14 protein-coding genes are annotated in these 13,769 nt (G+C 73.4%); 4 read left to right on the top strand and 10 right to left on the bottom strand.

Annotated features, from left to right (window positions below; genetic code table 11):
• The first annotated feature begins 176 nt into the window (after window positions 1-176).
• The 3 genes from ACNHYB_RS13325 to ACNHYB_RS13315 all read left to right on the top strand — a co-directional run bounded on the left by ACNHYB_RS13325 (window position 177) and on the right by ACNHYB_RS13315 (window position 2,506).
• Window positions 177-854 (top strand): HdeD family acid-resistance protein, encoded by a 678-nt coding sequence (locus ACNHYB_RS13325; RefSeq protein WP_418275825.1) that lies wholly within the window; start codon window positions 177-179, stop codon window positions 852-854.
• Between the two features lie 131 nt (window positions 855-985).
• Complete coding sequence (locus ACNHYB_RS13320; protein ID WP_418275824.1) at window positions 986-2,185, top strand: NAD(P)/FAD-dependent oxidoreductase; 1,200 nt, start codon at window positions 986-988, stop codon at window positions 2,183-2,185.
• A 147-nt stretch (window positions 2,186-2,332) separates the two neighbouring features.
• A complete protein-coding gene (locus tag ACNHYB_RS13315; RefSeq protein ID WP_418275823.1) occupies window positions 2,333-2,506 on the top strand; it encodes a hypothetical protein in 174 nt (57 codons plus the stop codon).
• A 38-nt stretch (window positions 2,507-2,544) separates the two neighbouring features.
• Here ACNHYB_RS13315 and ACNHYB_RS13310 read toward each other — a convergent pair whose 3' ends face one another.
• Both ACNHYB_RS13310 and ACNHYB_RS13305 read right to left on the bottom strand, forming a co-directional pair.
• Entirely contained in the window at window positions 2,545-4,566 is a 2,022-nt protein-coding gene (locus tag ACNHYB_RS13310) for a cytochrome c biogenesis protein DipZ (RefSeq protein WP_418275822.1), read from the bottom strand.
• 40 nt (window positions 4,567-4,606) lie between these two features.
• Entirely contained in the window at window positions 4,607-5,239 is a 633-nt protein-coding gene (locus ACNHYB_RS13305; RefSeq protein WP_418275821.1) for a hypothetical protein, read from the bottom strand.
• Between the two features lie 161 nt (window positions 5,240-5,400).
• On the opposite strand from ACNHYB_RS13305, the gene ACNHYB_RS13300 reads away from it, so the two are divergent.
• On the top strand, window positions 5,401-6,120 hold the full coding sequence (locus tag ACNHYB_RS13300; RefSeq protein ID WP_418275819.1) for a fasciclin domain-containing protein: 720 nt from the start codon (window positions 5,401-5,403) through the stop codon (window positions 6,118-6,120).
• Window positions 6,121-6,342: 222 nt separating this feature from the next.
• Here the strand turns inward: ACNHYB_RS13300 and ACNHYB_RS13295 are convergent, their stop codons facing one another.
• From ACNHYB_RS13295 to ACNHYB_RS13260, 8 genes are all read right to left on the bottom strand, one after another.
• Window positions 6,343-7,137 carry an anti-sigma factor domain-containing protein gene (locus tag ACNHYB_RS13295; protein WP_418275818.1) on the bottom strand — a complete coding sequence of 265 codons (795 nt, stop codon included), beginning with the start codon at window positions 7,135-7,137 and terminating at the stop codon, window positions 6,343-6,345.
• Window positions 7,130-7,696, bottom strand: a complete 567-nt coding sequence (locus ACNHYB_RS13290; protein ID WP_418275817.1) for a sigma-70 family RNA polymerase sigma factor — start codon at window positions 7,694-7,696, stop codon at window positions 7,130-7,132. Before ACNHYB_RS13290 ends, ACNHYB_RS13295 begins: the two co-directional genes overlap by 8 nt.
• A gap of 566 nt (window positions 7,697-8,262) precedes the next feature.
• Window positions 8,263-9,384 carry a 3-deoxy-7-phosphoheptulonate synthase gene (locus ACNHYB_RS13285; protein ID WP_418275816.1) on the bottom strand — a complete coding sequence of 374 codons (1,122 nt, stop codon included), beginning with the start codon at window positions 9,382-9,384 and terminating at the stop codon, window positions 8,263-8,265.
• Between the two features lie 404 nt (window positions 9,385-9,788).
• Entirely contained in the window at window positions 9,789-10,289 is a 501-nt protein-coding gene (locus ACNHYB_RS13280; protein ID WP_418275815.1) for an NUDIX hydrolase, read from the bottom strand.
• Between the two features lie 37 nt (window positions 10,290-10,326).
• Window positions 10,327-11,058: a glutamine amidotransferase gene (locus ACNHYB_RS13275; RefSeq protein WP_418275814.1), complete on the bottom strand. Its 732-nt coding sequence runs from the start codon at window positions 11,056-11,058 to the stop codon at window positions 10,327-10,329.
• 79 nt (window positions 11,059-11,137) lie between these two features.
• Window positions 11,138-11,944 (bottom strand): ABC transporter permease, encoded by an 807-nt coding sequence (locus tag ACNHYB_RS13270; RefSeq protein ID WP_418275813.1) that lies wholly within the window; start codon window positions 11,942-11,944, stop codon window positions 11,138-11,140.
• Complete coding sequence (locus ACNHYB_RS13265) at window positions 11,941-12,963, bottom strand: ABC transporter ATP-binding protein (protein ID WP_418275812.1); 1,023 nt, start codon at window positions 12,961-12,963, stop codon at window positions 11,941-11,943. The genes ACNHYB_RS13270 and ACNHYB_RS13265 overlap by 4 nt, the downstream gene beginning before the upstream one ends.
• 31 nt (window positions 12,964-12,994) lie before the next feature.
• Window positions 12,995-13,765, bottom strand: coding sequence for a hypothetical protein (locus ACNHYB_RS13260; RefSeq protein WP_418275811.1), 771 nt, complete (start codon window positions 13,763-13,765; stop codon window positions 12,995-12,997).
• Window positions 13,766-13,769: the final 4 nt, after the last annotated feature.

Raw genomic sequence — 13,769 nt, 5'->3', positions numbered from 1 at the left:
CGAGTTCCTCTCCGTTGATGGTGACTCGTGTCACGTGGAGCGTAGGGCCGCGACGAGGACCACCGCAAGAGGTACCCCACCTGCACCGTCGCCGCACCGCAGCACCCGGTTCAGGGCGCGGGACGCCGCCCGTCCTCGTACCATCACCGAAGGACCGGCGACGAGGAGGCCCTCGAATGTCCGACAGCAGCGCACCGCTCTCCGAGCGGACCATGGGCACCGCCCGCAGACTCTGGGGACTCGTCTACGTCCGCGCGGCCGCCTACCTCGTGGTCGGGGTGATGCTCTTCGTCAACCCCGACGGCGGACTCCAGGCCCTGAAGTGGCTCGTCGCCATCGCCATCGCGGCGCAGGGCATCCTGCTCACCCTGGAGGGCCAGGCCGCCCGCACCGCCAAGGACGACGGGCAGTCGTGGCGCCTCGTCGCCGGCATCGTCAGCATCGTGGCCGCCGCACTCATCGTGTTCTGGCCCTCGATGACCGGGCCTGCCGTCATGCTCCTCGTCGGCGTCTGGGCCTGCGTCGCCGGCGTCCTCGGCGTCGTCGCCGGGCTGCGCGGGCGCGTCACCCGCAACCTCGCCTGGGACTGGCAGCTGGTCAACGCCGTGCTGTGGATCGTCCTCGGCATCGCGTTCCTCACCCGGCCCACCGACGACATCGTCACCATCGCCCTGCTGCTCGGCCTCTACCTCGTCATGGCCGGCGCCGTGCTCGCCGTCGGCGGGCTCTCCACGACCACCCGCCAGAAGGACCTCGACCGGCGCGGAACCGCCCGGGGCGACGACACCGCCCGACCGGCCGCGCAGGACGCCACGGCCCTCGCGTCCGACGACGAACCTCCGCCGCCGGCCTGACCGGCGGTCCCGTCGGTCCGTGACGGGCTCGCGGGCCGTCCGCCGTGGCTCGCCAACCCCGGCGACGGGTTCGGCGCCTGCGCCCGCACCCCGACACCTCTCCCCCGCGACGCACGAACGAAGGAGGACCGATGGAACCGATCGTCGTCGTCGGAGGCGGTCTCGCCGCCGCGCGAACCACCGAGACCCTGCGCGCAGAAGGCTACGAGGGAGACCTCGTGGTCGTGGCCGGCGAACCGCAGGCCCCCTACGAACGCCCTCCCCTGTCGAAGGACTACCTGCGCGGCGAGGCCGGGCGCGACGCCCTGTTCCCGCTCGACGCCGACTGGTACGCCGACCACGGCGTCGACCTGCGCACCTCCACGACGGCGACCGCGCTCGACGTCGGCGCCCGCTCCGTGACGACGGCGCCCGGCGGGTCCCTGCGGTACTCGCGCCTGGTGCTCGCCACCGGATCGCGGGTGCGGCGCCTCGACGTGCCGGGCGCCGGATCGCCCGGCGTGCACCACCTGCGGCTCGTGTCGGACGCCGACGGCCTCGCCGACGCGCTCGGCCAGGACGGTCCCGTGGTCGTCGTGGGCGACGGCTGGATCGGGATGGAGGTCGCGGCGTCGGCCCGCCAGCTCGGCCGCGACGTCACCGTCGTGGGTCGTGGGCCGCACCCGCTCGGGATGCTGGGCGAGGAGGCTGCGTCGATCTTCGCGGGCGTCCACGCCGACCACGGCGTCCGGCTGCTGCACGGCCGCACCGTCACCGAGGTCCTCGGGTCCGGCCGTGCCACCGGGGTGCGGCTCGACGACGGCACCGAGCTGGAGGCCGCCACCGTCGTCGTCGGCATCGGGGTGACGCCCGAGGTCGGGCTGGCGAGCGGGGCCGGGATCGAGGTGCTGCCCGGCGACGCCGGCGGAGGCGTCGTCGTCGACGGCACGCTGCGCACCTCCGCACCCGACGTGTGGGCCGCCGGGGACATCGCCGCCGTGCCGTCCCGACGCTACGACCGGTTGCTGCGGTTCGAGCACTGGGCCACGGCAGACGAGACCGGCAAGCACGTCGCCCGCTCCGTGCTGGGCTCGGGCGAGGCGTACGACGTGCTGCCGTACTTCTTCTCCGACCAGTTCGACCTCGGCATGGAGGCCAAGGGGATCACCGAGGGTGAGGTCGTCGTGAGCGGCTCCGCCGCGGACCGCGAGTGCGTGCTGTTCTGGGTCGACGGCGGGCGCGTCCAGGGCGCGATGGGCATCGACGTGTGGGACCGCATGGACGACGCCGAGGAGCTGATCCGGCGTCCCGGGACCGTCGAGCGCTCCGAGCTGGAGCGGTTCGTCTCCTGACACCGGCCGCCGGGTGCCGAGGCGGTCGGCACAGGTCCTGCACGGCGTCGTCACCTGCGGCGACGGCCCGGGTGCCAGGATTCCCGACGTGAGCCGCCGCACCCCGTCGCCCTGACCGCCGTCGTCGTCGTGTACGACGCGGGCCTGGTGCCCCGCACCGCGACGGCCGAGCTCGTGGCCGCCGTCGCCGCCCGCCCCGACGTGTCGACCGTCCGGTTCACGTGGAACCAGACCGCACCGAGCGTGCTGGACGTGCTGGACGGCGCCGAGGTGCGGGTCAGCCCCTGGGTCCAGGCCGCGGACGGCTGGTCGGTCCCGTAGCCCCGCTCGCCCGTCGAGCGAGCTCGGCGCGGAGCAGGTCACCCGAAGGTGAAGGTGTACACCGAGACGCCGTCGGGCACGTCCAGCTCGATCGTGCCCGACGAAGGGCCGTCCCCGCGCAGCACGTCGTACAGCGTCGGGTTCCCCTCGACCTCGATCTCCTGCTCCTCACGGAGGGAGCCGTCGTCGTCCAGCACCCGGACCGTCACCGTGCCCTCGCCACCGAGCACCGAGTACACGTCCGTGGCCCGGTAGGCCAGCCGCAGCCGGGCGTCGTCCGACGCCGACGTCGCACCCTGGAAGTCGACGTCCCACGCGCCCGCCAGCGAGAACGTGTCCACCGGCTGGTCGTCCGCGGGCTCGTACCGCTGCTCGCCGCTGTCGTACGGCGTCGGCCCCGCGTAGTTGAACACCCGGTTCAGGGACAGGTACGTCTCCGGGGTCCGGTCGTCGCCCGGGGTGGTGTCCTGCGTGTCGGTCGGATCCGGCAGGTCGACGTCCGGGTCGGCGGCCTGCAGCAGGTCCCGGATGTGCTGCTCGGTGGTGGCGTAGTCGCCCTCGCCGAACTTCAGGTACCGCACCGTGCCGTCGGCGTCGATCAGGTACTCCGCGGGCCAGTACCGGTTCCGGTACCCCGTCCACGTGGAGTACGAGTTGTCCTGCGCGATCGGGTGGTCCACCCCGAGGTCCTCGGCCCCCGCGACCACGTTGCGCGTCTCCCGCTCGAACGCGAACTCCGGGGTGTGCACGCCGATCACCTCGAGCCCGGCGTCCTGGTACCTGTCGTACCAGGCGTTCACGTGCGGCAGGGCGCGCTGGCAGTTGATGCACGAGTAGGTCCAGAAGTCGATGAGCACCACCTTGCCGCGCAGGTCCGCCAGGTCCACCGCGGTGTCGTCCGGGGTGTTCAGCCACTGCGTGATGCCGGTCAGGGGCGGTGCGGTGCCGCAGTCGGCGAGCTCGGTCGCGCCGCTCGTGCAGTTCGACAGCTCTCGGTTCGCGTCGGTGACGATCCCGCCCAGCTCGAGCGCCTCCTGGACGGACTCGTCCGCGTCGAGACGCTCCTGCAGCGACCCGGTGTAGTCCGGAAGGGCCCGCTGGAGCTGCGCCGGCAGGTTGAGCGCCAGCGCACCGGCCAGGGCGATCATGACGACGCCCCCGGCGATGCGGATCCCCCGCTGGTGGCGTTGGAAACCCCGGACCCGCTCGGCGACCCGGCGGCCGGCCAGGGCGAACACCAGCAGCGGGATCGCCGCGCCGACGGCGAAGCTCACCGTGAGCGCGACCGTGCCCGGCCCGATGTCCCCCGTCGCGCCCGCCACGGTGATCGCGGCCAGCACCGGTCCGGCGCACGGCACGTACAGCACCCCGAGACCGAGGCCCAGCAGGAACGCCCCGCGGTCCTGGCGGGCGGCACCGCGGCGCGAGCCGAGCGCGGCGATGCGCTGGAACGGTCGCTCCAGGACCTCCTCGAACCGCGGCACGATCATGCCGACCCCGATCGCGACCAGCAGCACGATCCCCGCCCAGCGCAGCAGGTCCTGCGGCAGTCCGAGCGCCCCGAGGATCAACGCACCGAGGAGCGTGAAGACGCTGAAGCTCACCACCAGCCCGGCGATCACCAGGTACGGGCGCCACGAGCGCGCCCGACGACGGCGGGCCGCCAGATCGGTCGACGTCTCCGACGGCGCAGCCTCGGGCGAGGTGACGGCGGCCGACGGCGCGCCGCCGTCGGACGAACCGCCGTCGGACGAGATCGGCAGCGTGACCGCACCGCCACGCCGGCCCGACGTCCCGCTGACCACGCGGCCGGCGCCGGTGACCCGCACGGCCGGTGCACCGGCGAAGATCGCGGGATCGACGCCGGACGAACGTCCCGCCGCACCGGCGTCGGCGTCGGCGTCGGCAGCATCGGCACCGGACGCCCGGTCGGCGAGGTCACGCTCCCGCGCACCCTCGACGCCACCGGCGAAGAAGATGACCGGCAGCATCGGCAGGATGCAGGGCGATATCCCGGTGATCAGGCCACCGAGAAGTCCGATGAGGATGAGGGTCTCCATGGCAGGAGTTCGGAGCCGACGCCCCGACGGATGGCCCCCGCTACCCCCGCACCGTCGTCGTCACGTCGGTCAGCGCCGGCCGTCGCGGCGTGGAACCAAACCCGAACCGCACCGGCGGGTCGACGTCGGCGAGAGCCCCGAGCCCCACGTCGTCCCAGGTCGCACGCACCCCGACGACGGCGTGGACGTCCGTCGCGCCGTACGTCTCCCGGCGTCCGCCACCAGCGCCGCCGCGCGTCCGGACGCCGTCGAGAACCACCCGTGCGACCGGGTCGGAGAGCAGCGTGAACGCGGGAGCGGTGGCGACCCGTGCCGGCACGAGACGCAGCGCCCCACCGAGCCAGGTGCGGCGTCCGACGACGGCCCGCAGCCGCAGCGGACCCCCCTCGACCAGGAGAGCTCGGCCGGGGCGAACCGCCGGTGCGCCACGCTCGTCGTCGTGCCAGCGCGCCCGCACCCCCGCGACGACGACGTCGTCGAAGTCGTAGGTCGACGCCACGAACCCGGCGACCGCCTCAGGGGCCACGAGCGTGCGCCGACCGGTCACGTCCTGCACCATCGCGTCCGCGAACGCGCCGAACGGCGACCTGTCCCACCACCCGACCACGACGCGGGTGCCCGACGCCGTCCCCACCCCGAGGATCCGCCCCTCGAACCGCCGCTCCTGCACCATCCGAGAAGTCTGCCGCCAGACGGCTCCACCCGCGTGCCCACGCGCGTGCCCGAAGTCCGCGAAAAAAACTTCGGCGATCCACCCATCCACCCCACCGACCGCTCCGAACCCCCGGTGAAGCGCCCCGGAGACCGTCGGGGCGACGAGGCAAGGAGAGAACGATGAAGGCATCCACTCGCACCCGCACCGCCGCCGCCGGCTTCGCCACCCTGGCTCTGCTGGCGCTGGGCGCCTGCTCGTCGGACGACAGCGGAGACATGTCGGGTTCCGAGGAGTCCATGACCGAGACGCCCATGGAAGAGGACATGGACGAGGACATGTCGGACGACATGTCCGAGGAGCCCATGGACGACGAGTCCATGGACTCCGACATGTCGATGGACCCCGCGGCGCACCTCGTCGGCCCCGGCTGTGAGGACTACGCCTCCCAGGTGCCCGACGGCGCCGGCTCCATCGAGGGCATGTCCACCGAGCCCGTCGCGGTGGCCGCCTCGAGCAACCCCCTGCTCACCACGCTCGTGTCCGCCGTCAGCGGCGAGCTCAACCCCGACGTGAACCTCGTCGACACGCTCAACGGTGGCGAGTACACCGTGTTCGCCCCGGTGGACGAGGCCTTCGAGGCCGTCGACGCCGACACCCTGGACACCCTGTCCACCGACGCCGACCTGCTCACCTCCGTGCTGACGTACCACGTGGTCGAGGGCCAGACGCTCCCCGAGGACCTGCCCGGTGAGCACGCCACCGTCCAGGGCGACACCGTCGAGGTCACCGGCTCCGGTGACGAGCTCATGGTCAACGGCGCCAACGTCGTCTGCGGCGGCGTCATGACGCAGAACGCGACCGTCTACCTCATCGACTCGGTGCTCATGCCGCCGATGTGATCCCGGGCCGGGTGCGCCGAGCGCGCTCGACCTCCCTCGTCCGAACGGCCCGTCTCTCCCCGAGGAGGCGGGCCGTTCGTCTGTGCGCCTGCACTCGCAGGCTCGCTCCGGCTCAGCCCACAGAACTGGTGGTCGGGCCACGCCTGCACTCGCAGGCTCGCTCCGGCTCAGCCCACAGAACTGGTGGTCGGGCCACGCCTGCACTCGCAGGCTCGCTCCGGCTCAGCCCTCGGCGAGCACGACGATCGGGTCGGACGTCGGCTGCTCGGACCCGCCCTCGGGCTCCATCGTCACAGCCACGCCGACGCCGGGCATGCCGTGCACCAGGTGCTCGACCTCCCCGTCGTGGGTCGTCAGGACACCGGCGGGTACGACGTCGCCCTCGGCGCCCACCACCCAGAGCTGGTAGTCCTGCCCCTCGCCCGGACCGGGCAGGTCGCTGGCGCTGAACAGGTAGTCGTCGCCCGCGACGAGGACCGAGGCGGCACCGCCGCCGGAGACCTCACCGGTCATGAGCTTGGCCGACGGGTCCGCCATCATCTTCGCGACGGCGTCGACCCGCTCCTGCAGACGCGCCTGCTCCTGCGTCGCCTGGATCGCGACGGTCGTGGGCACCGCGACCGCCACGACGGCGGCGGCCGCGACCGCCACCAGACCCCAGCGGCGACGGCGACGCGGACGATCGATGGGCGTGACGCCGTCGGGCGTCTCCCAGACCTCGTCGGGGGTGGCCGACGCCAGGTCGTCCACGGCCGGGACACGGCGGTCGGTGGTCGGAGCCTGCGCCGCACCGTGTGCACCGCCGGCGATGCGCCCCATCACGGCGTCACGCACCTGCGGCGGCGGATCGGCCTCGACGGTGAACGCCGCGACCACGTCGCGGTACTCGTCGAGTGCCTGGCGGGCGGCCGGGTCGACGGCGAGCAGGCGCTCCACCGCACGACGATCCAGGTCGTCGACGGCGTCGAGCGCGTACGCGGGCAGCAGGTCCCAGGCGTCGCGGGTGTCGTCAGTCACGGTTCACCCCCAGACAGTCGCGCAGGCGGCCGAGGCCGTCCCGGATGCGGGACTTCACGGTCGGCAGGGCTGCGCCGAGCCGGTCGGCGACCTCGCGGTACGTGCGTCCGCCGTAGTAGGCGTCGACGACGGCCTCGCGCTGGGTCGCCGTGAGCGACTCCAGGCAGCGGCGGACGGCGGCGCCCTCCAGCCGGCGCTCGACGTCCTCCGCGACGACGTCACGGCCGGTCGCCGCGAGCGTGCTGTCCAGGTCCCGCTGGTCGCGGTCGCGGCGGGACTGCTCGGCACGGACCCGGTCGACGGCGCGACGGCGGGCGAGGGTCGCGACCCAGGTGCGCGCCGAGGCGCGGGCAGGGTCGAACCGTGCTGCTGTCTGCCACACCTCGACCATCACCTCCTGCGTCACCTCGGCGGCGTGGTCCGGGTCCCGCAGGACACCGAGTGCGGTGCCGTGAGCGACCGGGGCCAGCGCGTCGTAGACGGGCCCGAACGCCTGGGGGTCGCCGACAGCGCACGCGACGAGCGCGTCGTCGATCGGCGTCGTCCCCGGTGCTGGCACTCGAACAGTGTGCCGCACGATGGACTCCGGGTCGATCTGCGTCCTTCCACCACCGTCCCGGACCGTCCGGGACACCTGTGGTTCGGTGCCGATCGGCTTCCGGATGGGTCCACCGGCGTGTCGCCCCGCTCACACCGCCCGCCGTCGTCGGCCCGCACCCACGCACCCACGCACGAGCGTCTCCACACGTCTCCTTCCACCGGTCCCATGAACGACGCTCAGAGACGCTCGCGCGCAGCGGCAGCGGGAAGACGGCGGTGGAGCCTGTGGATAACCTGCCCGGGGACCTCGGGGTCCTGCTTCGCTCGACCCGTGCCACGCCACCGACGACGGCGGGCCGCCGTCCTCGGGCTGGTCGACGGCACGACCCTGCTGGTCCAGGTCGACGGTCAGGACGTCCACTCCACACCCCGTGCCGTCTACCGGGACCGTGCGCGGCAGAACCGCCTCGACACCTCGGGCCGGGACGGTTCTGCACGTGCCGTGATGCGCGAGCGTCTCTGCGCGTCTTCTTCCGGACGCCCCATGAGGGACGCGCAGAGACGCTCGCGGACGAGGTGACCGGCTCAGGACTCGCGGCGCGTGCGGACGGCGGCGGCCAGGACCTCCAGCAGCTCCGCCGTCGTGCCCCAGTCCATGCACTTGTCCGTCACGGACTGCCCGTACACGAGCCCGTCCAGCGGACCCGGCTTCTGCGCGCCGGCCTCGATGAAGCTCTCCAGCATGAGACCCGAGATGCCGCGCTCGCCGTCGGCCAGACGCGCCGCGATCTCCCGCACCACCTCGGCCTGGCGCACGTGGTCCTTGCCGGAGTTGCCGTGCGAGGCGTCGACGACCACGCCCGCCTCGACGCTGCCGCCGAGGCCCGAGGTGCGGGCCACGGCGAGCGTGCCCGCGACGTCGTCGGTGCTGTAGTTCGGCCCGCCGCGCCCACCGCGCAGGATCACGTGGCAGTCCGGGTTGCCGGCCGTCTCGACGGCGGCCGCGCGGCCCTCGGAGTCCGCCCCGAAGAAGGTGTGCTCGCTCGCGGCCGTGATGCAGCCGTCGACGGCGATCTGCACGTCGCCGTCCGTGGCGTTCTTGAACCCGACCGGCATCGACAGCCCCGACGCGAGCTGGCGGTGCACCTGCGACTCGGCGTTGCGCGCACCGATCGCACCCCAGGTCACGGCGTCGGCGATGTACTGCGGCGACGTCGGCTCGAGGAACTCGCACGCGGCCGGCACACCGGCGTCGAGCACCCCGAGCAGGACCTCGCGGGCCAGGCGCAGGCCGTGCTGGACGTCGTGGGAGCCGTCCAGGTGCGGGTCGTTGATGAGGCCCTTCCACCCGACGGTGGTGCGCGGCTTCTCGAAGTAGACCCGCATGACGACGACGAGGTCGTCGGCGAGCTCGCGCGCCAGCGGCGCCAGCCGGCCCGCGTAGTCGAGCGCGGCGGCCGGGTCGTGCACGGAGCAGGGCCCGACGATGACGACGAGGCGGTCGTCCTCGCCGCGCAGCACCTCACGGACCTCCCGGCGCGAGGTGGTGACGAGGTCGCTGCGGGTGGTGCCCAGCGGCAGCTCGGTCCGCAGGGCGCGCGGGGCGGGCAGCGGGTCGAGGGCGCGGACGCGCAGGTCAGAGGTTTCGGCCATCAGGTCAGTATCTCGTGCGGATCCGGCGGCGCGCGCGGCGGTGGTGCTGTTCATGGCGGTGCTCCTGGGTCGTCGTGCGGTGCGTGGTCGGGGCGGCCGGTTCCGGCACGTCGCCGCACGCGTTCCCATCCCGACCGGGAGCCCGTCCGACGACGAAGGGCCCGGACGCGTACGCGTCGCAGGCCCTGTGCTGGCTCCGGTGGAAGGTGTCGGTCAGGCGCGAGCCCGCCGAGCTCCCAGCGGAGCCGGCGTAAAGCGCCAATACCAACGGATGTTCACGACGCCGAGAGTACGCGGCGGCGCGCACACCGTCCAGGCGTGTCCACGATCCGGGCCACCAGCCGCCTCGGCCCGGCATCACCCGGTGCGGCCGCCCGGTCACGACGTCGTCCGCCACGACGTCGTCCGCGCGAGCGACGGCGCGCGATCCACGGCGCGCACCCGTCGACGACGGCGCGTCAGGTCCGGGCGAACAGGGCCGCACGGTCCGGGGAGGCGAGGAACTCCCGCTCCAGGTCGAGCCGTTCGCGCGAGGACTGCGCGAGGTCGTCCGGGACGTCGTCGGGCGCGAACCAGCCGACCTCGAGGGACTCGTCGTCCGCGACGCGCACGCCCGCGGCCGCGGCCGGGGAGACCGGCCGGCCCAGGAACAGGGTGTCGAGGTAGGCGGACCGGTCCCCGTTGGGGTAGGTGATCACCGGGGTGGCGAACACGCCGACGACGGCGGTCACCTCGATGACGACGGCCGTCTCCTCGGCGACCTCGCGCACGATCCCGACGGCCGGCTCCTCGCCGGGGTCGAGGATCCCGCTCGGCAGGGCCCACTGCCCGGTGTCGGCGCGACGGCCCAGCAGGAGGCGTCCGTCGTCGTCCCGCACGACGGCGCTCACGCCCGGGAGCCAGAGCAGGTCCGTGCCGATGCGGGAGCGCAGGGAGGCGACGAAGTCGGGGATCGGCATGCGGTGACCCTACCGACCGCCGTCGTGCGGCGACGGATCAGCGCCGGTAGCGCTCGACGAAGTTGCGCAGGATCCGCATCGGGTGGGTCACCGGGCGGGTCGACGCCCGCCCGATCACGGCGTCGGCGTCCTCGGGGGCGAAGTACCCGTACTCCCGGTACACCCGTACGCGCTGGGTCAGGCCCTCCAGGTCGAGCTCGGGGTGGAACTGCGTGGCGTACAGGTTCTGCCGCAGCCGGAACATCTGCACCGGGGAGCGGGGCGAGAACGCGAGCCGTACCGCGCCGGGCGGCAGCACCCGCACCGCCTCCTTGTGGCCGACGAACGCGGTGAAGGCCGGCGGCAGCCCGGCGAGCAGCGGGTCCTGCGCCCCTTCCCGGGTGAGCTGGATCGTCGCGAGGCCGACGCCCTCGCCGAACGCCCGGTCGATCACTCCCCCGCCGTGGACGCCGAGCGTCCCGACGCCGTAGCAGGCGCCGAGGAACGGGAAGTCGCGGTCGACCACCTCGTCCAGCAGGTGGGACATCTCCTGCTCGACGCGCCGCTGGGTGGCCGACTTCTCGTCGTCGGGGTCCGAGGAGTTGAAGGGCCCGCCGCCGACGAGGATCCCCGAGTAGTCGTCGAGGTCGACGGCCGGCATCGGCCTCGACTCCAGCCGGACCCGGTGCACCTGGTCCGGCCGGAGCCCGCCGAACCGGCAGAGCGCCGCGAGCTCGGCGTCCGCGGCGACGTCCTCGGCACGCGTCGCCAGCAGCAGGAACGGCTTCATGCCCCCGAGAGTAGGACTCAGCACGCCGCGGTGCGTGCCGAGTCCCGGCACGCGTGGATGCCCACGCGCGCCAGGACCCTCAGGACCAGCGGAACAGCCGGACCGCCAGCGGCAGGAGCACCGCCGTCCACACGGCCATGACGACGAACGGCAGCACCGGGACCCCGTCGCCGAACCAGCCGGTGTCCATGGCCTGGGCCGCCGCCCCCATCGGGGTGTACACGCCGATGTCGCGCAACAGGTCCGGCATGATCGGACCCGGCGTCCACAGCCCCGCCAGGAACAGCAGAGGGAAGTAGACCAGCGACCCGACCGCGTTCGCCGTCGACGGCTTGCTGACCAGCGCCGAGATGAACATCCCCAGGGAGAACATCGACAGGATCCCCAGCACGAACGCCCCGACGACGACGCCCGGCTGCGTGGGAGCCACGATGCCGAACGCCAGCTGCGCCACCACGAGGGCGAGGGCGGCGCCGACCAGGGTCGTGCCGATGTTGATGCCCAGGTGGGCGACGATGATCCCCTGCGGGCGCAGCGGCGTGGTGGACAGCCGCCGCAGCACCCCCTTGTCGCGGAAGGTCGCGAACGTGACCGGCAGCGACAGGACGGCGAGGGTGCCGATCGCCATGGCGAGCACGGTGGGCAGGTAGGCCGCGATCGGGGTGACAGCGTACCAGGCGGAGTCCGGCGGGATGCCCTCGGTCATCGGCTCGCGCATCCCGGGGATCGCGTAGCCGACGCCGATCATCAGCACCGACGGGAAGACCACCCCGAAGAACACCGAGGAGACGTCGCGCATCCAGACGACGGTCTCGATGCGCAGCAGGCGCCCGAAGCCGCGCCAGCCGTTGCCGGCCTTGCGTACGGGAACGGTCGTGGTGGTCATGGTCGGGCTCCTTCTCGGGCGAGGGCGGGCTCGGTGCTCGGGGTGGTGCCGGCGGCGTCGGTGCCGGGTTCGGTGCCGGCGTCGTAGCTGCGGCCGGTGACGGCGAGGAACACGTCCTCGAGGGACCGGGTGACGGTGCGGACGTCGTCGGGCACGAGGTCGGCCTCCGCCAGCGCGGGGACGACGGCGAACAGCACGCGCCGCGTCCCGGTGACGGCGATCTCGTCGGACGACCCGTCGACGGTCCCGACCCGCTGCACGTCGGCGTCGGCGTCGGCGAGCCGTTCGAGCACGCCCCGGGCGCGCTCCACGTCGTCGGCCCCGAACCGCACGACGACGGTGCGGTCGTCGTCGAGGCCCTCGATGAGTCCTCGCGGGGTCCCTGCCGCGACCACGGCGCCCCCGTCGATCACGACGAGCCGGTCGCAGAGACGCTCCGCCTCCTCCATGAAGTGGGTGACGAGCAGGATCGTCACACCGGTGTCGCGGACGCGCTCCACGAGGTCCCACGTGCTGCGCCGGGCCTGCGGGTCGAGGCCGGTGGTGAGCTCGTCGAGGATGGCGATGCGCGGGTTGCCCACGAGGGCGAGAGCGATGGACAGCCGCTGCTTCTGCCCGCCGGACAGCTTGGCGAACTGACGTCCGGCGTGCTCGGTGAGGTCGAGCATGGCGAGCAGCTCGTCCGGGTCGGCGGGGTCGGCGTAGAACCCGGCGAAGAGCCGCACCGCCTCACCGACGGTGATCTTGTCGTGCAGCATCGCCTCCTGGAGCTGGACGCCCAGGATGTCGCGGACGGCCTGCGGGTGCTTCTGGGTGTCGATCCCGGCGACGCGCACGGTGCCGCCGTCGGCGACCCGGAGCCCGGCGAGCGTCTCGACGGTGGTGGTCTTGCCGGCGCCGTTCGGGCCGAGGATCCCGAAGATCTCCCCGGGCTGGACGGAGAACGACACGTCGGCCACGGCGACCTTGCTGCCGTAGGTCTTGCGGAGGTTGCTCACCTCCACGACGGGTGCGGTCATGATGTGCCTCCTTCTGGGTGGGTGCGGTGGTTCACGGACGGAGCTGGACGTGGTGGAGCAGACGGCGGGCGAGGAGGACGGCGAGGGCCGCGGCGAGCAGTCCCCCGCCGAGGGTGCCGACGATGCCGAGCACGACGTCGTGGTACCCGCCGCGGAGCGCGGTGGCGAAGATGCCCGTGCGGGTGGCCAGGTCGGCGAGCACGCACGGGATCAGCAGCGCGGGGAAGAGGACCGCGCCGAACATCAGCAGCCGGGTGCGGGCGAGGGCGACGGCGGCGACGGCGGCGACGCCGACGAGCGTGTACGTGACGACGACGAGGCTCTCGCCCGCGACGGTGACCACCACGTTCGTGACGGACTCGAGGGGCAGCGGGGTGGCGCCGCCCGGCCAGGGGCGGTCCAGCCCGTCGAAGACGCGTTCCTCACCGAGGGTGAGCAGCACCGCCATGACCCCGAACAACGGGCCGACGAGGGCGGCGCCCGTCGTCGCGCCGGTCACGAGGGACCGGCGCGTGCCACCGGCGGCGAGGTGCAGGCGCAGGACGCCATCGGTCACGACCGCACCGACGGCGAGCGCCACCCAGCGTGCGGGTGCTCCGGCGAGCTCGTAGGTGAGCCCGACCATGTCACCGCCCCACCGGTCGATCGCGGCGGGGACACCGGCGACGAACACGGCCCACACGCCCCAGAACCAGGCGCCGGAGACGAGCAGCTGTCGCACGAACCTGCGGCGCGGGGCACGGGCGGCGACGAGGTCGCGGACGGCGCCGGCGGGTGGTGCCTGCACCGGGGTGGAGGTCATGGCG

Origin of the sequence: Isoptericola jiangsuensis, assembly GCF_048320105.1 — a bacterium.
Taxonomy (GTDB): Bacteria; Actinomycetota; Actinomycetes; order Actinomycetales; family Cellulomonadaceae; genus Isoptericola; species Isoptericola jiangsuensis_A.
This window is presented reverse-complemented; position numbering and strand designations above follow the sequence as displayed.